At 57.9% G+C, this 19,598-nt stretch carries 17 protein-coding genes; 13 read left to right on the top strand and 4 right to left on the bottom strand.

The genetic code is table 11. The features are described 5' to 3' along the window. Positions 1–112: 112 nt before the first annotated feature. From speA to KDX30_RS18845, 4 genes are all read right to left on the bottom strand, one after another. Complete coding sequence (speA, locus tag KDX30_RS18860; protein ID WP_027901374.1) at positions 113–2,026, bottom strand: arginine decarboxylase; 1,914 nt, start codon at positions 2,024–2,026, stop codon at positions 113–115. Between the two features lie 147 nt (positions 2,027–2,173). Next, positions 2,174–2,545, bottom strand: coding sequence for a translation initiation factor Sui1 (locus KDX30_RS18855; protein ID WP_027901373.1), 372 nt, complete (start codon positions 2,543–2,545; stop codon positions 2,174–2,176). A 320-nt stretch (positions 2,546–2,865) separates the two neighbouring features. Continuing rightward, entirely contained in the window at positions 2,866–3,399 is a 534-nt protein-coding gene (locus KDX30_RS18850; RefSeq protein ID WP_231677184.1) for an NUDIX hydrolase, read from the bottom strand. A 3-nt stretch (positions 3,400–3,402) separates the two neighbouring features. Beyond that, positions 3,403–4,482: a DUF2333 family protein gene (locus KDX30_RS18845; protein WP_122708695.1), complete on the bottom strand. Its 1,080-nt coding sequence runs from the start codon at positions 4,480–4,482 to the stop codon at positions 3,403–3,405. Between the two features lie 509 nt (positions 4,483–4,991). Here KDX30_RS18845 and KDX30_RS18840 point away from each other — a divergent pair. From KDX30_RS18840 to purD, 13 genes are all read left to right on the top strand, one after another. Further along, positions 4,992–5,492, top strand: coding sequence for a BRO-N domain-containing protein (locus KDX30_RS18840; protein ID WP_122805442.1), 501 nt, complete (start codon positions 4,992–4,994; stop codon positions 5,490–5,492). A 125-nt stretch (positions 5,493–5,617) separates the two neighbouring features. Beyond that, positions 5,618–7,276: a diguanylate cyclase gene (locus tag KDX30_RS18835; RefSeq protein WP_231677183.1), complete on the top strand. Its 1,659-nt coding sequence runs from the start codon at positions 5,618–5,620 to the stop codon at positions 7,274–7,276. A 283-nt stretch (positions 7,277–7,559) separates the two neighbouring features. Beyond that, positions 7,560–9,347, top strand: coding sequence for a protein-disulfide reductase DsbD (locus KDX30_RS18830; protein WP_264760329.1), 1,788 nt, complete (start codon positions 7,560–7,562; stop codon positions 9,345–9,347). Between the two features lie 129 nt (positions 9,348–9,476). After that, entirely contained in the window at positions 9,477–9,929 is a 453-nt protein-coding gene (aroQ, locus tag KDX30_RS18825) for a type II 3-dehydroquinate dehydratase (protein WP_122708699.1), read from the top strand. Between the two features lie 81 nt (positions 9,930–10,010). Continuing rightward, the gene (gene accB, locus KDX30_RS18820) at positions 10,011–10,463 is read left to right on the top strand and encodes an acetyl-CoA carboxylase biotin carboxyl carrier protein (protein ID WP_027901367.1); all 453 of its coding nucleotides are present in this window, start codon (positions 10,011–10,013) and stop codon (positions 10,461–10,463) included. 17 nt (positions 10,464–10,480) lie between these two features. Further along, on the top strand, positions 10,481–11,827 hold the full coding sequence (gene accC / locus KDX30_RS18815) for an acetyl-CoA carboxylase biotin carboxylase subunit (RefSeq protein WP_095101822.1): 1,347 nt from the start codon (positions 10,481–10,483) through the stop codon (positions 11,825–11,827). 155 nt (positions 11,828–11,982) lie between these two features. Continuing rightward, positions 11,983–12,444, top strand: a complete 462-nt coding sequence (locus KDX30_RS18810) for a hypothetical protein (RefSeq protein WP_231677181.1) — start codon at positions 11,983–11,985, stop codon at positions 12,442–12,444. Between the two features lie 115 nt (positions 12,445–12,559). After that, a complete protein-coding gene (gene prmA / locus KDX30_RS18805; RefSeq protein ID WP_027901365.1) occupies positions 12,560–13,438 on the top strand; it encodes a 50S ribosomal protein L11 methyltransferase in 879 nt (292 codons plus the stop codon). A 28-nt stretch (positions 13,439–13,466) separates the two neighbouring features. Continuing rightward, positions 13,467–14,789: a DUF3426 domain-containing protein gene (locus tag KDX30_RS18800; protein ID WP_231677180.1), complete on the top strand. Its 1,323-nt coding sequence runs from the start codon at positions 13,467–13,469 to the stop codon at positions 14,787–14,789. 311 nt (positions 14,790–15,100) lie between these two features. After that, on the top strand, positions 15,101–16,114 hold the full coding sequence (gene dusB / locus KDX30_RS18795) for a tRNA dihydrouridine synthase DusB (protein ID WP_231677179.1): 1,014 nt from the start codon (positions 15,101–15,103) through the stop codon (positions 16,112–16,114). Then, positions 16,111–16,431, top strand: coding sequence for a DNA-binding transcriptional regulator Fis (gene fis, locus KDX30_RS18790; RefSeq protein WP_027901362.1), 321 nt, complete (start codon positions 16,111–16,113; stop codon positions 16,429–16,431). The genes dusB and fis overlap by 4 nt, the downstream gene beginning before the upstream one ends. Before the next feature lie 82 nt (positions 16,432–16,513). Further along, positions 16,514–18,121: a bifunctional phosphoribosylaminoimidazolecarboxamide formyltransferase/IMP cyclohydrolase gene (gene purH, locus KDX30_RS18785; RefSeq protein ID WP_231677178.1), complete on the top strand. Its 1,608-nt coding sequence runs from the start codon at positions 16,514–16,516 to the stop codon at positions 18,119–18,121. A 169-nt stretch (positions 18,122–18,290) separates the two neighbouring features. Next, positions 18,291–19,583, top strand: coding sequence for a phosphoribosylamine--glycine ligase (gene purD / locus KDX30_RS18780; RefSeq protein WP_099267827.1), 1,293 nt, complete (start codon positions 18,291–18,293; stop codon positions 19,581–19,583). Positions 19,584–19,598: the final 15 nt, after the last annotated feature.

Genomic DNA, 19,598 nt, shown 5'->3' with positions numbered 1-19,598 from the left:
GCGATGGCGGAGTGTCAGACAAACCGCCATCGCTGGCCTCGTAACCTCGGTGAGCTCCTACAAGACCGGGGTCAACTCAGAGCATAGCCGCCAAGTTAGCCCCGAGGTCACATCAGGAGGAAAGGTAAGAAGACCTTGTCAGCCCCAACCGCAACGCATCCAGGAAGTACGTGCGTTCACGCGGGGTGATTTTGGCGCTGGCGACTTTGTCCCGGTAATGGGTCATCAGTTCTTCCGGCGACAAGTGCACGTAGCGCAGCATGTCTTCGATGGTGTCGTGAGTCTCGATGCCAGCGGAATAAACGCTGCCGTCCGGGTTCTGATAGATGTTCACGGAGTCGGTATCACCGAACAGGTTGTGCATGTCGCCCAGGATTTCCTGATACGCGCCGACCAGGAACACGCCCAGCAAATAGTCCTCGCCTTCGTTCAGGCCATGCACCGGCAGGCTGGTTTCGATGCTCTGCTCATCCACGTACTGATTGATTTTGCCGTCAGAGTCGCAGGTCAGGTCTTGCAGCACAGCACGACGCAGTGGCTCTTCGTTCAGACGGTGCAGCGGAATAATCGGCAGCACCTGATCAATGGCCCAGGTATCCGGCAGACTCTGGAATACCGAGAAGTTACAGATGTACTTGTCGGCCAGCTTGTCGTTGAGTTCGTCCAGCACCTGACGATGAGAACGCTGACGCGCTTTCAGCGAGTTGTGCAGGCGACGGCAAACGGCGAAGTAGCACTGCTCACCCAAGGCTTTTTGCGGCAGGGAGATCTTGCCATCGGCGTACTGGGTCGCGATGTCACTCATGTAGTGAGTGGCGCGCCAGTAGGTTTCGGTGACCATTTCGATATCGGTCGGGCCGAGCAGATCGACCAGCCATTGCAGGGTTTCCGGCAGGCTTTCCTTGTCTTCGATCACCGGGACTTCGTCGTTGTGCTTCTCGACGTCGGTGACCTGAATGACCAGCATTGCATGGTGAGCGGTCAGCGAGCGGCCGCTTTCGGAGAAAATGTGCGGGTGCGGCAAGCCCTGCGCATCGCAGAACTCTTTGAGCATGCCCACGACGACACCGGCGTAATCGTCCATGTCGTAGTTGATGGAGCTGGCGTTGCGCGAGTGAGTGCCGTCGTAATCGACACCCAGGCCGCCGCCCACGTCGATGTGATCAACCGGCAGGCCGAGGTTGCGCAGTTCGCCATAGTAGCGAATCGCTTCCTTGAAACCGTGCTGATAGTCAGCAAGGTTGGCGATCTGCGAACCCATATGGAAGTGCAGCAACCGGATGCCCTGATCCAGACCCGCTTTGCGGAAGCGATCAACGACCGACAGCAACTGTGCAGCGGACAGACCGAACTTGGATTTTTCACCACCGGTATCGGCCCATTTGCTGGAAGCCAGGGACGACAGACGAACACGCAAGCCCACCTGCGGCGCGACTTTGAGCTCGGCGGCTTCCTCGATCACCAGTTCAACTTCGGATTCTTTCTCAATCACGATGAACACGTTGTGGCCGAGCTTCTGGCCCATCAGCGCCAGACGGATGAACTCACGGTCTTTGTAACCGTTGCACACGATGGTGCCGCCTTTCGGGGCCAATGCCAGCACCGCCATCAACTCCGGCTTTGAACCGGCTTCCAGACCGATGGACACGTTCTGGGTGGCGATGATGTTTTCAACCACCGCCTCCTGCTGGTTCACCTTGATCGGGTACAGCGCGGTGTACTGGCTCTGGTACTCAAGACGCGCAATGTTGGCGTCGAAGGCACCGGTCAGCTGACGCACGCGGTCTTGCAGAATATCGGGAAAACGCACCAGCAACGGCAGGCTCAGCCCGCTCTTGCGCAAGTGGTCGACCTGCTCGTAAAGATCGATAGGCGAACTGCCCGGCCCGTTCGGACGAACTTCTACACGACCCGCTTCATTGATCGCGAAATAACCAGCGCCCCAATGGCGGATCCCGTAGACGCTGCGGCTGTCCGCAACGGTCCATTGGCTGCCATCGTCTTTACGTGTGCGTCGTACGGACATCGAAGTCCCCTATAAAAAAGTCAGGTAGCGCCAGCCATAGACAGGCTGGGCGCAGTGTAAAGAGTGCAAGTGACGGTTTGGTGCCAGGCACTGATGGAGAATAGACCCGCGATGCAAGCCAGAGTTTGCATGCGGTCCGCCGTGCCATCAGCCGCCGGATTTCTTCGCCTTGAAGCCCTGCTTGATCAGCTCGGCCAACAGCAGTTCGACGTGATCGCCCTGAATCTCGATCACCCCGTCCTTGAGCGCTCCGCCGGTGCCGCATCGTTGCTTGAGGGTTTTGGCCAGATCCTTGAGGCCGTCTTCAGGCAATGGCACGCCGGTGATAGTCGTCACCGTTTTACCGCCACGGCCTTTGCTTTCGCGGCGCACACGGGCGATACCATCCCCTTCGGGAATAAGCGTCTGTTTGCAGATGCAGGCATCAACGGGCTGACGACAGTCGGGACAATGCCGTCCCGCGTCGGTGGAAAATACCAGGCCACCCAGGGCGGCGAAGGATGAGGCTTTTTTAGCCACCGCAAATCCTCTTGTTGAGGACTGAAGATTGGTCGACATCCATAAAGGGTCGACCGCGAAGCCCCACTCAGGCAGGGGCAGCGCAGCTGGACGGAAAACCCCGGCCAGCTTGAAAAGGTCGCGCAGTGTAACGGCAAAAAGCCCCGTTGCTAAGGGCCAATGTGCGCCAATTTACTCAACATTTGCGACGTTGGGGCTCCCGACTTACAGGCTGTAGGAGCGCGCTTGCCCGCGATTCAGGCACCTCGGTGGGTCCGGCATACCGCGTCATCGTTCATCGCGGGCAAGCGCGCTCCTACAGGATAGGGTGCGACCTACTACTAAAGCCCGACCAGATACCGCTTCAACGCCGCCACCGAGTCCGGGCAATACGGCTTTTGTTCGGCTTCGCGCAGGGCTTCATCCACAGGAATGAAATGCGCCTCCAGCACCTCTTCGGGCTGCAACGTCAAAGGCCCGTCCCAGACCGCCGAGAACACCGCGCACCAGAGCCGGTTGCCCGGTTGGTCGAAGAAAAAATGCTCATGTTCGGTAAGAGGCACGCCACTGACGCCCAATTCCTCAGCCAGCTCCCGTGCAGCTGACTCGGCGTAGCTCTCGTCTGCTTGCACCATACCGCCTGCCGCCACATCCCAGTAGCCGGGATAAATGGCTTTGCTCAGGGTACGGCGATGCACACACAACTCGCCTGCGGAATTGAACAGCAGAATATAAGTGCCACGCCCGATCAGACCGGCTTCACGCAATTGCGAGCGGACCATGCCCCCGAGTGGCTGATCCAGCTCGTCAACCCAGGCGATCAGTTCAGCGTCCGAGGCGGCGCGGTGCGCAGCCTCGGTGGATGAGAACGACATCGATCAGCCCTGGGACAGCAGTTGACGAAGGTCGATCACAGCGGCGTTAGCGCGGGAAATATAGTTAGCCATGACCAGCGAGTGGTTAGACAACACACCGAACGCGCTCCCGTTGAGCACCATCGGACTCCACAGCGGTTCTTGGGAAGCTTCCAGCTCACGAATGATCTGACGCACGCTGACGGTGGCGTTTTTCTTGGCCAGTACGTCGGCAAAATCAACTTCGATGGCGCGCAGCAAGTGCGACAGCGCCCAAGCCTGACCGCGTGCTTCGTAGAACACGTCGTCGATTTTCAGCCATGGCGTCTCAACGATTTCTTCGTCAACCTGCGGTACTTCGCCCGGCTTAACGGCAACCATTGCTTCGGTTTTCAAGGTGCTGTTGAGTTTCACACGGCCAACGCTGGCCGAAAGACGCTGCGACAGCGAACCCAGACGGGTGTTGACGTCGCCCAGCCAGTTGCTGAGGTTGTCAGCGCGCGCATAAAACAGCGCAGTTTTTGAATTAGGGTCGGACAGACGCGCTTCGTAACGATTCAGTGCCGCAATACCTTCGCGGTACTGAGACTCACTGGAAGGCAGAATCCAACTGTTGTTGCTGAAGTTGAACAGCGGCTCAGCGCGGGCCAGATCACCGTCTTCAGCCGATTGCGACTGCGAACGGGAAAAATCCTTACGCATGGCACGGCTCAAGTCTCGCACCTGGAACATCACGCCGTATTCCCAGCTAGGAATATTGTCCAGCCACAGACCAGGCGGGAAGCGGTCGTTGGACAGGTAACCGCCACGCTTTTCAAGCAGAGTGTTTACAACGGTCTTAAGGGTTTCGACAGTGGTGTAGCCAATCACCATCTGCTTGCCTTCACGCTCGGCCGCAGCCTGAGCATTTTGCTGGACGGGGAACAACGCCGGTTCACTGCTCCAGTACCAGCCGATCAGCAAGGTGACCACCAGGTAAATCGCAACCACGGCACCCAGCGCACGGCTGTAAAACAGCCCACCCAGGTACCCGCGGCGCTTGACCGAAGCCGGTTCATCGACGCGCTCTTTCGCGCTGCCTGCGCGGTTCTTCCAATCCAGCATGGCTATGTCCTTTCAATCACGGGGTTCAGTGCTCTGACCGCAACCTTACAGCAAGGTGCCTTTTGCAGGTATGTCAGGGTGGGAGGTTTTGTTGAGGATGGTCACCCAGCAAATGCAAAATCTGTAGGAGCTGCCGAAGGCTGCGAACGCAATCCTCCTGAAACACCGCCATCGCAGCCTTCGGCAGCTCCTACAGGGGTTGGTGTTGTTGCCTATGAAACAACCACAACAAAAGCAGAAATGTCCTACAGCATCGGCCATTGACCCAAAACGGCTGCTCTTTGATCATTCCGGCCCTGAGCCTAAGAACTCACAATCCGTACACCCGCCACGATAGACAGCGGTTTTTTTGCGCCTGCGCTAAGGTCACTTAGCGCAGCCGTTTAATGCGTCTGTTCGTCTGTCATGTCGGGAGTCGGCTAATAAAAGACCCTCCGGGGGAATATGCCGGCACTAGATTGGGTGTTCTTAGCTCCCGACGCCTTCAGCTAATAACAAGGACAGACAGCATGGACACGCCTTTCAACCCCCTACGCTTCACCCATCAGAAACGTCACCTGCATGCCCTGATCATGGAGCAGCAAGCCTGGTTCTGCGCCCGTGACCTGGGCCGCTTGATGGGCCTGTTTCTTGAGAACCGTCTGGTTCGCAAGCTCGACCCCGACCAGCGCTGCACCCTGAACCTGAATTACTACGATGAGGCCCAGGAAATGCTCATGGTCAGCGAGTCTGCCGCGTATGCCTTGCTGGTCCACCACCATCACCCGGCCAACAGCCAGTTGCGCCAGTGGATCACCCACGAAGTCATGCCCGCCCTGTTCGTCGCGCGCCTTCATTCACACCACAACAGCCCGACGCCCGCACGACTGGAATGGCAGGATGGCGAGCTAAGCGTTATTCATTGGCAGAATGAGCCGTGGATCAGGCTGCGGGATATGCCAAGTCTGCTGCCGGGGCGAGAAGCATTGCCTGCAAAAACCGAGAAATGGAGCGCCACAACCGGGCGTTGAGGGGCAAAAACCGTCCAGTCATCTAAATGTTGCCAACTATTTGACTTGGGGTACGTGCTAGGCGGAAAGTAGGTGGTAGCATAGCGCCAGCAGTGATCTATCAGAGAACACACACGTAGCCCGATATGACCGAGCCAGCAGATCCAAATCGCGATCGTCTCAAACATCACTTCGCTCAGCGAGTCATTCATCAGGCACGTCAGATTCTTGAGGCTTGGCAGCGACTGCAGCAGGGCGAGTGGTCTGCGACAGATATGGCGGAATTTCAGGATGCCAATCAGCGTCTGCTGCGTTTTGCCGAGCGTTTTGAGCAAATCGAGCATATCGAGCTGGCGCAAGCCATCAATGCGTCGCTGGAAGCGGTCGAAGCGAATCGTGGACGTTTAACCAGCAACCTGATTACTGAACTCAACAGTTTGATGCAGCGGCTGTCCCGCACAGGTCTGCGTCATGGCGATCGTTTCGAGCAAACCTCGCTACCGCCGTTGCGCAAGCCTATCTATATTGCCTTGCAGGATTTCGAACGAGCCGAGCGCTTGAGCAAGCAGTTGGACTTTTTTGGGCTGTACGCTCAGGCGCTGGACGGTCTAAGTGATTTCCAGACAGCCATGGCTAATCGTCATCCCTCTGCCATCGTGATCGATGTGGATTTCTGCGGCCAGGGCGAAGGCCTGAAACTGGCGGCGGGTGTCCAGCAGGGGCTTGAACAGAAACTGCCGCTGATTTTTTTCAGTCATCACGAAACGGATACCCCGACACGTCTGGCCGCTGTGCGCGCCGGTGGTGAGGAGTTTCTGACCGGTACGCTGGAAGCTTCAAGCCTGCTGGAGAAAATCGAAATCCTCACCTGCGTGGCGCAGTACGAGCCCTACAAGGTGCTGATTATTGATGACTCCCGCGCCCAGGCTTTGCACACCGAGCGCCTGCTCAACAGTGCCGGGATCGTGACCCGTACATTGCTTGACCCGATTCAGGCCATGGCTGAACTCGCTGACTTCCAGCCGGACCTGATCATCCTCGATATGTACATGCCGGGCTGTACCGGTACCGAACTGGCCAAAGTGATCCGCCATAACGACCGCTACGTCAGTGTCCCGATCATTTATCTGTCTGCTGAAGATGATCTGGACAAGCAGCTGGATGCGATGAGCGAAGGCGGCGATGACTTCCTGACCAAGCCGATCAAGCCGCGCCACCTGATTACCACCGTGCGCAACCGTGCTGCGCGGGCGCGCAATCTCAAGGCGCGCATGGTTCGGGACAGCCTGACCGGCCTGTATAACCACACCCATATTCTGCAATTGCTGGAAGACTGCTGCTTCCGTGCCCGTAGGGAAAATCAGCGGCTGTGCTTCGCGATGCTGGATATTGACCACTTCAAAAAGGTCAACGACAGCCATGGGCATCCCATGGGCGACCGGGTGATAAAGAGCCTGGCGTTGTTCCTCAAACAGCGACTGCGTAAGACCGACTACATTGGCCGTTATGGCGGAGAAGAATTCGCCATCGTGATGCCTGACACGGATATCCAGAGCGCCCACTTCACGCTGGATGAAATCCGCCGTCGCTTCGCTGAAATCCATTACCCCGCGCAACCAGCTGACCTGTTCTGCACCTTCAGCGCTGGCGTTGTGGAAATGGGTGAAAAGGACGACAGCCTGCTACTGGCCTCGCGCGCCGACGAAGCGCTGTACCGGGCCAAGCATGCCGGGCGTAATCATGTGTTCCTGGAATACGACGCGAAGCAGAGCTCGATGCTGCTGAGCGTGGCTGACAAGGCCTGAGCTCATGGCGGGCGAACGTTTTTATCACACAAAACGCAACTACCTGATTTGAAATAACTTTCTGTAGGAGCTCACGAGCACCGCGAGGCAGCGATGGCGTCCTGTCTGATGAACCGCTATCGCGGCCTCGCGGTGCTCGTGCGCTCCTACAAATATATAGGTGGGCGCGTCAGCGCGGTGTCTGATGGCCCATTCCCTCGGAAACCCCATCTTACAAACCCCATCCCTGCACACCTTGAAACACTCCGCTATCATGCGCGGACTTTTGCGATTCGAGACTGCTATGCGCCGTTTGCTCTGCCTGATGCTGTTGATCATCGCCATGCCCGCTGCGGGGGCTGGCCTGCTGGACAGCCGTCCGAATGCCACGCTGGGTGGCGCGGCGCTGGATAACAGCAAGGATTTCCTGCCCGTCCGTCAGGCTTTTCAACTGAACCTGATCGACACCACTTCCGAGTCGATCAAGCTGCGTTTCGTCGCCACCGAAGGCTATTACCTTTATCGCCATCGTTTTCAGTTCCGCACCGAACCCGCAGACATCGGCCTGGGCGCTGCGCAGTTGCCGGCTGGCGAGAAGAAGCACGACGAATATTTCGGCGACGTTGAGGTTTACCACGGCATTCTCGACATCGACCTGCCACGCAAACCGGGTGACAACCGACCGTTCACGCTGGTGGTGACCTATCAGGGCTGCGCAGACAAAGGCCTGTGTTATCCACCTGAAACCGAGCGACTGAGCATCGGTGATCCCGCCGTAGCGGCTAATAGCACCGTCCCTGCACCGTCAGCCGCTACCGCCTGGAGCTGGAAAGAGCTGGCGTTGTTCTTCCTCGCCGGCATCGGCCTGACCTTCACCCCCTGCGTTTTGCCTATGCTGCCGATTCTGTCCGGCGTGGTCTTGCGTGGTCAGGTGGGTGGGCTGCGCGGCTTGAGCCTGTCGCTGGCGTACGTGTTGCCAATGGCGATCAGTTTTGCCGCCCTTGGCGCATTGATGGGCATGTTCGGCGCAGGCCTGAATTTGCAGGCGCGTCTGCAATCTGCCTGGGTGCTGGTGCCGTTTTCGTTGTTCTTCGTGATCTTTGCGATCGCGATGTTCGGCGCTTTCGAGTTGCGTCTGCCCCAAGCCCTCAGTAACCGACTCGATCGTATTGCTGGCAAGACCGAAGGCGGCTCGTTGTGGGGCGCGGCGGTGCTGGGTGTAGTTTCCAGCCTGCTGGTTTCACCTTGCGTGTCTGCACCGCTGGCCGGTGCGCTGCTTTATATAAGCGCCAGCGGCGACGCGCTGGGCGGTGCGTTGAAGCTGTTCGCGTTGGGCCTGGGCATGGGCGCTCCATTACTGCTGGTCGCAACCGGCGGCGCGACCTGGCTACCGAAAAGTGGCCCATGGTTGGTGACGGTTAAAAATGCCATCGGCGTGCTGCTGCTGGGTCTGGCTATTGCTTTGCTCAGTCGCGTATTGCCGGGCCAGATCACGTTGCTGCTGACCGGCCTGCTGGCGGCGGGCGTCGCGCTGTTTCTGGGCACGCTGGAGTTTGGTCCGAAAAGCACTCGCCAACGTCTGGCGCAACTGCTGGGGCTTTTTTTGCTGGTTTATGCGCTGACCTGCTGGTTCGGCGCGTGGAGCGGTCAGACCGACCCAACCCGCCCATTGGGCCGACCACAGGCAACACTGAGCAACAACGGTCCCGCGACCGCTAATACCTCCAACTGGCAGACCATCACCAGTGCAGCCGAACTGGACCGGGTGTTGAGCGAAGCAAAAAATGCAGGTCAGCCTTTGTTGCTCGATTGGTACGCGGACTGGTGTATCAGCTGCAAGGTCATCGAGCATGAAGTGCTGCCGGATCCCGATGTAATCGCCCAGCTTAAAGGCTATCGCCTGATCCGTTTTGACATGACTGACAGCAACGCCGAACAACGCGCCCTGCTGGATCGATACAAGCTGTTTGGCCCGCCTGCGTTGCTGATCTTCGGCAAAAATGGCGAGGAGCGCAGCGATGTTCGCGTCGTCGGCGAAATCGACGCGAAAGGCCTTGTAGAGCGGCTGATTAGAGCAAATGACCAAATCTAATCGTTGAGTCACAAACTTTTCGCGAACTTCGGTAATCGTGCGAGCTATTGCAGTTAACTGGACAGTACATGGATGTTTGCGGCATAGTCGCCGGGCTTTGATGCTCGTAACCATAACAAGGATCATCCGATGGCGACTCTTCTGGTACTGCATGGCCCTAACCTGAACCTGCTCGGGACCCGTGAACCGGGGATCTACGGCGCAGTGACTCTGGCCCAGATCAATCAGGACCTGGAAAAAAGGGCGCGCGATGCCGGCCACCATTTGATGTATCTGCAAAGCAATGCCGAGTACGAATTGATTGATCGTATCCATGCTGCCCGTGATGAGGGCGTGGATTTCATTGTGATCAATCCGGCCGCTTTTACGCATACGAGTGTTGCAATACGTGACGCGTTGCTGGGAGTGAGCATCCCATTCATCGAAGTGCACCTCTCGAACGTGCACAAACGTGAAGCTTTCCGTCATCACTCCTACTTTTCAGATGTTGCTGTAGGGGTGATTTGCGGCCTTGGCGCCAGCGGATACCGAATGGCCCTTGAAGCCGCCCTGGAACAATTGGCCGTCAGTTCGAAGCCATGACCGCACAGCCACAGGCTGCGCTGCATGACCCGAACCACTAACAACTTTTACCCCTGACCGACCTTTGGGAGTTGATGATTAATGGATATCCGTAAAGTCAAGAAACTGATCGAACTGCTGGAAGAGTCCGGCATCGACGAACTGGAGATTCGTGAAGGCGAAGAATCCGTACGGATCAGCCGTCACAGCAAGACTCCAGCACAACCGTACTACGCGCCTGCCCCGGTAGCCGCGCCAGTTGCAGCGCCTGCTGCTCCGGTTGCTGCCGCTGCTGAAGCACCTTCGGCACCGAAACTGAACGGCACCGTTGTCAAATCGCCAATGGTAGGTACGTTCTACCGCACTCCAGCGCCTGGCTCGCCAGCGTTCGTTGAAGTCGGCAAGACCGTCAAGAAAGGCGACACCATCTGCATCGTTGAAGCGATGAAAATGATGAACCACATCGAAGCTGAAGTCAGCGGTGTGATCGAGTCGATCCTGGTAGAAAACGGTCAGCCGGTTGAGTATGACCAGCCGCTGTTCACCATCGTTTGAACCGGGGAGAGCCTGCGATGTTGGAAAAAGTCCTGATCGCCAACCGCGGCGAAATCGCCTTGCGCATCTTGCGTGCCTGTAAAGAACTGGGCATCAAGACCGTCGCGGTCCATTCCACGGCAGACCGTGAGCTGATGCACCTGGGCCTGGCGGACGAAACTGTCTGCATCGGTCCGGCGCCAGCGAACCTGTCGTACCTGAACATCCCGGCCATCATTTCTGCTGCAGAACTGACTGGCGCTACAGCGATTCACCCAGGCTACGGTTTCCTCGCGGAAAACGCCGATTTTGCCGAACAGGTAGAGAAGTCCGGCTTCGCGTTCATTGGCCCGAAAGCTGAAACCATCCGCCTGATGGGCGACAAGGTTTCCGCCAAGGACGCCATGAAACGGGCCAACGTACCGACTGTTCCTGGTTCCGACGGCCCGTTGCCGGAAGACGAAGAAACCGCGCTGCGTATTGGCCGCGAAGTGGGCTATCCGGTGATCATCAAAGCCGCTGGCGGCGGCGGTGGTCGCGGCATGCGCGTTGTGCACAAGGAAGAAGACCTGATCGAAGCGGCCAAGCAGACTCGCGCTGAAGCGGCTGCCTGGTTCAGCAACCCGATGGTCTACCTGGAAAAATACCTGACCAACCCGCGTCACGTGGAAGTCCAGGTTATTTCCGACGGTCAGGGCCATGCGATCCACCTGGGCGACCGTGACTGCTCCCTGCAGCGTCGTCACCAGAAGGTTCTGGAAGAAGCGCCGGCACCGTTCATCGATGAGCAAGCCCGTAAAGACGTGTTCGCAGCCTGCGTAAAAGCATGCATCGACATCGGCTACCGTGGCGCCGGCACGTTCGAGTTCCTCTACGAGAACGGTCGTTTCTACTTCATCGAGATGAACACCCGCGTTCAGGTAGAGCACCCGGTTTCGGAAATGGTCACCGGTATCGACATCGTCAAGGAGATGCTCAGCATCGCCGCCGGCAACAAACTGTCGTTTACCCAGGATGACGTTGTCATTCACGGGCACTCGCTGGAATGCCGGATCAACGCTGAAGATCCGAAAACCTTCATTCCAAGCCCAGGCATGGTCAAGCACTTCCACGCGCCAGGCGGCAACGGCGTGCGGGTCGATTCGCACCTGTACAGCGGCTACAAGGTTCCTTCGAACTACGACTCGTTGATCGGCAAGCTGATCACCTGGGGCGCAACCCGCGATGAAGCCATGGCCCGCATGCGCAACGCTCTGGACGAAATCGTGGTCGACGGCATCAAGACCAACATCCCGCTACACCGTGATCTGACCCGTGATGAAGGCTTCTGCGAAGGCGGTGTCAACATTCACTACCTGGAACACAAGCTGGCTGAACAGAAATAACGTTCATCAGCAAATGTTCTAAGCCTGAAGGCCCCGACTTGTCGGGGCCTTCTCGTTTCCGGGCTTGCAACTGTCATTTCTGACAGTTGTTCCATTGGCCACGATGGGGCAACCCTGCATCTGCGCATAACGCGCTCATTCATGGAAACCCCATCATGGACAACCAAAGTAAAGACCCGATTCAAGCCTTAGAGAATGGACTGAGAGCAGTGGGTGATTTTCAGTGGAGCCACGTTCACGGCCAGATCGTGGCCGACTCTATCATTGTCGAGTGGCAAGACGGCGCCTGGCTAATCTACGCCAGCAAAGGCAATCCACAGCGACGCGATTACCAACAGTTTCAGCTGCGCATCCCTGCTGCCACTGCCGAAACCCCCATTCAGCATCAATTCATTTCCCAGCCAGGGACGCCCGAGCCGGGATTTGTGTACACCTACATCTGGAACAAGCCGACCGGGCCTGATGACTTTGAGGCGATTCGAGTCGGCATGGAGGGCTATGTACATGTAGATTTCGCGCCTGAAGGCCTGCGATTTTCAGGGCGGTTCTTCTACATAACGCCCCTACAAACCAATCTGAATCTTGAAGGAGACGGCACCTACGATTTCAAGGCGTAATGAACACCAGGCCAAATGGCGGACTGGCTGATCCAGATACGTTTGCCAACGAGCAATTACAGCAAACCTGAAGTAAACTTCGCGGCTTTCCTGCTATTTCCATAGGTAACCCGCCATGCCCTGGCTGCAAGTCCGTCTCGCCATCAGTCCTGAACAAGCCGAAACCTACGAAGACGCCCTTCTCGAAGTCGGCGCCGTATCGGTCACGTTCATGGACGCTGAAGATCAACCGATCTTCGAGCCGGAACTCAACACCACGCCGCTGTGGTCGCACACGCATCTGCTGGCATTGTTTGAAGCCGACACTGACGCCGAGCACGTTCTGGCGCACCTGCGCTTGCTGACCGACGCCGAGCTGCCGGAGCACATGAGCGAAGTCATCGAAGATCAGGACTGGGAGCGTAGCTGGATGGATAACTTCCAGCCGATGCGCTTCGGTCAACGTCTGTGGATCGTGCCAAGCTGGCACGCCGCGCCGGAACCGGAAGCTGTCAATCTGCTGCTGGATCCAGGTCTGGCGTTTGGTACTGGAACGCACCCGACCACCGCACTTTGCCTGGAATGGCTCGACGGTCAGGACCTGAACGGTTGCGACCTGCTGGACTTCGGTTGCGGCTCAGGCATTCTGGCCATTGCCGCTCTGCTGCTGGGCGCCAAACAGGCGGTGGGCACCGACATCGACGTGCAGGCACTGGAAGCATCACGCGATAACGCCGGTCGCAACAATATTGCGCCGGAGCGCTTCGAGCTGTATCTGCCTGAAGACATGCCGCCACAACAGGCCGACGTGCTGGTCGCCAACATTCTTGCCGGTCCGCTGGTCGCCCTGGCGCCGCAACTGGCAACACTGGTTAAAACCGGTGGTCGCCTGGCGCTTTCCGGCATTCTTGCCGAACAGGGCGAAGAAGTTGCCGCTGCCTATGCCGACACCTTCGAGCTGGATCCGATCGCCAACCGTGATGGCTGGGTTCGCATCACTGGCCGTCGCCGTTAGTTAATAGCCGCTTTAACCGGATAGCCGCATGACCGACAGTTTTGTCACTCAGTGCCCGCACTGCCAGACCAGTTTCCGAGTCAGCCACGCACAGTTGAGCGTGGCACGCGGCGTGGTGCGCTGCGGTGCCTGCCTGCAGGTTTTCAATGCTGCAAAGCAACTGCTGGAACAGCGCAGCAATCAGCAGCCAGCTCCGCAACAGGCAGAATTGCCGGTAACGCCCGCTCCCTCTGCTCCGGTAGTCGTTGAAACACTGCCGATTGTGCAAAGCGAGGTGGTTGCAACTCAGCCACCAGCATCCGAGCCCGCTCAGGCTCCGCAGTCATGGCGCGGCAACGCCATGGATCTGGACAATCTGGATCTGGACGAAGAACTCGCCCGTCTTGAACAGCGTGAAATCCAGTTACCCGAGACGTTTGGCAGGGAGTCGTCCCGTAACGATGACTCGGCAATCTCTGCGCGTCGCGATGGCGCACAGACCGATTCTGATGACTGGGTCGACAGCCTGCACAATGACGACGTCAGTCAACTGCCCGAATTGCACGCTGAAGTGATTCCGGAACCCGAAATCCTCTCGGAGACAGAATCCGATTCCCGCGATGGCAGGACCGAACCTTCGTTTTCGCTCATTGACAGCCATCTGGATGACGACGAACCGACGGTCCCCGCTCCGGCTCCACGCAAGACACCGGGCAATGAAAAGCCGCAACGCTTTTCGGCGCTGGATAACGACAGTGACGAGGAGCTGGACGAGCCGCAACCGGAACCTCGTTCACGCCGCGATCGCACCGAGCCCGGCGTGCGGGATCAGGCGCTGCTGGACCTGACCGACGATCCGTTGCAACTGGACTGGCAGCCTCCCAAATCCCGATGGGGCCGCAAACTGGTCTGGACCCTGCTCACCTTGATCGCCCTGGTCGGACTGGCCGGGCAATACGTGTGGTATCACTTCGACGAACTGGCACGTCAGGATCAGTACCGGCCATGGTTCCAGATGATCTGCCCGCAGATCGACTGCAAAGTCCCGTCCAAGGTCGATATCAAACAGCTCAAGAGCAGCAATCTGGTAGTGCGCAGCCATCCCGAGTTCAAAGGCGCGCTGGTTGTCGATGCAATCATCTACAACCGCGCTCCATTTTCTCAGCCATTCCCGCTGCTGGAATTGCGCTTCGCCGACACCAGCGGGCAGTTGATCGCCAGTCGTCGCTTCAAACCCGCTGAATACCTGAGCGGTGAAATCGCCGGGAAAGAAGAGATGCCACCGCAGACGCCGATTCATATCGCGCTGGACATCCTCGATCCGGGCGCCAAAGCCGTGAACTACAGCCTCAGTTTCCGCTCCCCCGAGTAATCGTCCGGCAACAACGAACGACGAAATGAACAGCCGCTGATCGGACGCTATTCACCCCAAAAAACGCCAGCAGCACGTAACGGCAGTGCAGTCGACCGAAAAACCGTGATCTGCCCGGCAACAACTGTTCAGATTTTATCCAATTCAGCCTTTATCCAGTCATCGAGAGCGGGTATCATGCCAACCCTTTTTCTTACTCTGGATTCGGTCTGAAAGGCGCGCAAGCACTTGTCAGGCCGGGCTCGAACGGACCGTGTAGATAACACATTACACACGGTTTGCCATGATTCGGCCCCACAACAGGCACACCTATGTCGGCGGTACGCATCGGTCCGTATACATTGCAGAACGGCTTGATTCTCGCTCCTATGGCGGGCGTCACTGACCAGCCTTTCCGTCAGCTTTGTCGCCAGCTTGGCGCAGGTCTGGTGGTGTCGGAAATGGTCACCAGTGACATGAGCCTGTGGAACAGTCGCAAATCGCGCCTGCGCATGATCCACGAAGGTGATCCCGAGCCACGCTCGGTACAGATCGCCGGTGGTGATCCGCAGATGCTTGCCGATGCAGCGCGCGCCAATGTCGAACTGGGCGCACAGATCATCGACATCAACATGGGCTGCCCGGCCAAGAAGGTCTGTAACAAGGCGGCCGGTTCAGCGTTATTGAAAGACGAACAACTGGTGAGCGAGATCCTGCAGGCCGTTGTCGCCGCAGTCGATGTGCCGGTCACTCTGAAGATTCGTACCGGTTGGGACCGGGACAACAAGAACGGCCTGACGGTGGCGAAAATCGCCGAACAGGCAGGCATTCAGGCCTTGGCCGTTCATGGACGGACCCGCGCCGACCTGTACACCGGTGAAGCCGAATACGACACGATTGCCGCGATCAAGCAGGCCATTTCGATTCCGGTATTTGCCAATGGCGACATTGATTCACCCCAGAAAGCCCGGCATGTGCTGCAAGCCACCGGTGCCGACGGGGTGTTGATTGGACGGGCTGCTCAAGGGCGTCCTTGGATTTTTCGCGAAATAGAACACTACCTGCGCACTGGCGAAATATTGCCGGCGCTGCAGTTGGAGGAAGTGGAACGCATTCTGCTAGAGCATCTGGCAGCGCTTCACGTTTTCTACGGCGATGTGCTGGGCGTGCGAATAGCACGCAAGCATGTTGGCTGGTATCTCGCAACCTTGCCGGGCGCCAGGGAGTTTCGCGCCCACTTCAATCGTTTGCAAGATACAGAAGCACAGTGCGCCAACGTTCGCGAGTTCTTCAGCGAACGCTACAAAAGCCCGAAAACAGGGCAAGAAGAAGAGGTGGCCGCATGACGATGATGACTGAGACTTTAGTGAGTGGAACGACACCCGTGAGCGACAACGTCAATTTGAAACAGCACCTCAACACGCCGAGCGAAGAGGGCCAGACCCTGCGCGGCAACGTTGAGAAGGCGCTGCACAATTATTTCGCCCACCTTGAAGGTGCTTCCGTCACTGATGTCTACAACCTGGTGTTGTCGGAAGTCGAGGCGCCGCTGCTCGAGTGCGTGATGAACTACGTCAAGGGAAACCAGACGAAGGCCTCCGAACTGCTGGGCCTGAATCGCGGCACTTTGCGCAAGAAACTCAAGCAGTACGACCTGCTTTAAGCATTCCATACAAAAAAGGCGACCCTTATCGAGGTCGCCTTTTTTGCTGAATCCATTTGCTTTTGCCTTGATGGAAATTGAAATGACCGACCAGACTACCCGCCTGCCGATTCGCCGCGCCTTGATCAGTGTTTCCGACAAGACCGGCATCCTTGAATTTGCCCGTGAACTGGAAGCCCTTGGCGTTGAGATCCTGTCCACTGGCGGCACCTTCAAGCTGTTGCAGGACAATGGCGTCGCAGCGGTAGAAGTCGCTGATTACACCGGTTTCGCGGAAATGATGGACGGCCGGGTCAAGACCCTGCACCCGAAAATCCACGGCGGCATCCTGGGGCGTCGCGGCATCGACGACGCCATCATGAGCGAGCACGGCATCAACCCGATCGATCTGGTTGCAGTGAACCTCTACCCGTTCCAGGCCACGGTTGCCAAACCGGGTTGCGACCTGCCGACTGCCATCGAGAACATCGACATCGGCGGCCCGACCATGGTCCGTTCTGCAGCAAAAAACCATAAAGATGTCGCTATCGTGGTCAATGCCAGCGATTACGGTCAAGTACTGGAAAGCCTCAAGGCTGGCGGTCTGACTTACGCACAGCGTTTCGACCTGATGCTCAAGGCATTCGAGCACACCGCAGCTTACGACGGCATGATCGCCAACTATCTGGGCAGCATTGACCAGAAGGCCGAGACCCTGAGCACCGAAGGCCGCAGCGAATTCCCGCGCACCTTCAACAGCCAGTTCGTCAAGGCTCAGGAAATGCGCTACGGCGAGAACCCGCACCAGAGCGCGGCGTTTTACGTTGAAGCCAACCCGGCTGAAATCGGTATCGCCACTGCAACCCAGTTACAGGGTAAAGAACTGTCGTTCAACAATGTGGCCGACACTGACGCTGCACTGGAATGCGTGAAAAGCTTCGTCAAACCAGCCTGCGTTATCGTCAAGCACGCCAACCCTTGCGGCGTTGCAGTCGCGCTGGACAACGAAGGCGGCATTCGTCAGGCCTACGAACTGGCCTACGCGACCGACACCGAATCTGCATTTGGCGGCATCATTGCCTTCAACCGTGAGCTGGACGCCGAAACGGCCAAGGCCATCGTCGAGCGTCAGTTCGTTGAAGTGATCATTGCCCCGAGCGTCAGCGCCGAAGCACAGGCCATTGTTGCCACCAAAGCCAACGTGCGTCTGCTGAGCACCGGCCAATGGGCCGCTGAACGCAGCGCCGCGTGGGACTACAAGCGCGTCAATGGCGGCTTGCTGGTTCAGAGTCGCGATATCGGCATGATCACCGCTGATGACCTGAAAGTGGTCACCCAACGCGCGCCAAGCGAGAAAGAAATCCACGACCTGATCTTCGCCTGGAAAGTGGCCAAATACGTCAAGTCCAACGCCATCGTCTATGCCAAGAATCGCCAGACCATCGGTGTCGGCGCAGGTCAGATGAGCCGCGTAAACTCGGCCCGCATCGCCGCAATCAAAGCCGAACACGCCGGTTTGCAGGTAGCGGGCGCGGTCATGGCTTCCGACGCATTCTTCCCGTTCCGTGACGGCATCGACAACGCCGCCAAGGTGGGCATCACTGCGGTGATCCAGCCAGGCGGTTCGATGCGTGACAACGAAGTGATTGCGGCGGCTGATGAAGCCGGTATCGCCATGGTGTTCACCGGGATGCGGCATTTCAGACACTAAAGTGTCAGCGGCAAGTTTCTAGCTGCAAGCGGCAAGCAAAAGCAGATTTTCGATCCTCTTGCCCGCCCTTGCAGCCTTACTAATTCAAAGCCATGAGCCATGTTAAAAGCCGCACAATCTGCTTTTACTTGCCGCTTTTAGCTTGCAGCTTCTCCGAAGGAGTCTTTCTTTGAACGTATTGATCATTGGCAGTGGTGGCCGCGAACACGCTCTGGCGTGGAAAGTCGCTCAGGACCCACGCGTCGTGAAGGTTTTTGTTGCACCGGGCAATGCCGGGACCGCTATCGAAGCGAAGTGCGAGAACGTCGCCATCGACGTGCTGGCCCTTGAGCAACTGGCGGATTTCGCTGAAAAGAACGTCTCACTGACCATCGTCGGTCCGGAAGTGCCACTGGTTGCCGGCGTGGTTGATCTGTTCCGCAGCCGCAATCTGGACTGCTTCGGCCCTACTGCTGGCGCTGCCCAACTGGAAGGCTCGAAAGCGTTCACCAAGGATTTCCTGGCACGTCACAAGATCCCGACTGCCGACTATCAGAACTTCACTGAAATCGAGCCAGCGCTGGCCTACCTGCGCGAAAAAGGTGCTCCGATTGTCATCAAGGCCGACGGCCTGGCTGCAGGCAAAGGCGTAATCGTCGCCATGACCCTGGCCGAAGCCGAAGACGCCGTGCGCGACATGCTGGCTGGTAACGCGTTCGGCGAAGCCGGTTCGCGGGTTGTCATCGAAGAGTTCCTTGATGGCGAAGAGGCCAGCTTCATCGTCATGGTCGACGGCAAGAACGTTTTGCCGATGGCCACCAGCCAGGATCACAAACGCGTCGGCGACGGCGACAGTGGCCCGAACACGGGCGGCATGGGTGCTTACTCCCCTGCCCCGGTCGTCACCGCCGAGGTTCACCAGCGCGTAATGGATCTGGTCATCTGGCCAACCGTGCGTGGCATGGCTGACGAAGGTAATGTCTACACCGGCTTCCTGTACGCAGGGCTGATGATCGACAAGGCGGGTAACCCGAAGGTTATCGAGTTCAACTGCCGCTTCGGCGATCCGGAAACCCAACCGGTGATGTTGCGTCTGCAATCGAGCCTGGTGTTGCTGGTGGAAGCTGCTCTGGCCCAGGCGCTGGATAAAGTGGAAGCTCAGTGGGATCCACGCCCGAGTCTGGGCATCGTCCTCGCCGCTGGCGGCTACCCTGGCGATTACGCCAAAGGCGCAGCGATCAAAGGCCTGAATGACGCCGCACAACTGCCGGGTAAAGTGTTCCACGCAGGCACAGCACTGCAAGACGGTCAGGTAGTCACGAGTGGTGGTCGCGTGCTTTGTGCGACTGCATTGGGCGAAACAGTGGGCGATGCTCAAAAACACGCCTATGCTCTGGCCGCAAAGGTTGATTGGGAAGGTTGCTTCTATCGCAGTGACATCGGCTATCGCGCCATTGCCCGCGAGCGTGGTGAAGACCTGTAATAAGCCTTCAGCCAG

This window comes from Pseudomonas quasicaspiana, from assembly GCF_021147825.1.
GTDB lineage: Bacteria > Pseudomonadota > Gammaproteobacteria > Pseudomonadales > Pseudomonadaceae > Aquipseudomonas > Aquipseudomonas quasicaspiana.
This window is presented reverse-complemented; position numbering and strand designations above follow the sequence as displayed.

Coding starts and splice junctions, on each gene's coding strand:
- aroQ (WP_122708699.1), top strand. CDS start 9,477: ATGGCGACTCTTCTGGTACTGCATGGCCCTAACCTGAACCTGCTCGGG.
- KDX30_RS18840 (WP_122805442.1), top strand. CDS start 4,992: ATGGACACGCCTTTCAACCCCCTACGCTTCACCCATCAGAAACGTCAC.
- accC (WP_095101822.1), top strand. CDS start 10,481: ATGTTGGAAAAAGTCCTGATCGCCAACCGCGGCGAAATCGCCTTGCGC.
- KDX30_RS18835 (WP_231677183.1), top strand. CDS start 5,618: ATGACCGAGCCAGCAGATCCAAATCGCGATCGTCTCAAACATCACTTC.
- KDX30_RS18810 (WP_231677181.1), top strand. CDS start 11,983: ATGGACAACCAAAGTAAAGACCCGATTCAAGCCTTAGAGAATGGACTG.
- KDX30_RS18800 (WP_231677180.1), top strand. CDS start 13,467: ATGACCGACAGTTTTGTCACTCAGTGCCCGCACTGCCAGACCAGTTTC.
- fis (WP_027901362.1), top strand. CDS start 16,111: ATGACGATGATGACTGAGACTTTAGTGAGTGGAACGACACCCGTGAGC.
- speA (WP_027901374.1), bottom strand. CDS start 2,026: ATGTCCGTACGACGCACACGTAAAGACGATGGCAGCCAATGGACCGTT.
- accB (WP_027901367.1), top strand. CDS start 10,011: ATGGATATCCGTAAAGTCAAGAAACTGATCGAACTGCTGGAAGAGTCC.
- prmA (WP_027901365.1), top strand. CDS start 12,560: ATGCCCTGGCTGCAAGTCCGTCTCGCCATCAGTCCTGAACAAGCCGAA.
- dusB (WP_231677179.1), top strand. CDS start 15,101: ATGTCGGCGGTACGCATCGGTCCGTATACATTGCAGAACGGCTTGATT.
- KDX30_RS18830 (WP_264760329.1), top strand. CDS start 7,560: ATGCGCCGTTTGCTCTGCCTGATGCTGTTGATCATCGCCATGCCCGCT.
- purH (WP_231677178.1), top strand. CDS start 16,514: ATGACCGACCAGACTACCCGCCTGCCGATTCGCCGCGCCTTGATCAGT.
- KDX30_RS18845 (WP_122708695.1), bottom strand. CDS start 4,482: ATGCTGGATTGGAAGAACCGCGCAGGCAGCGCGAAAGAGCGCGTCGAT.
- KDX30_RS18850 (WP_231677184.1), bottom strand. CDS start 3,399: ATGTCGTTCTCATCCACCGAGGCTGCGCACCGCGCCGCCTCGGACGCT.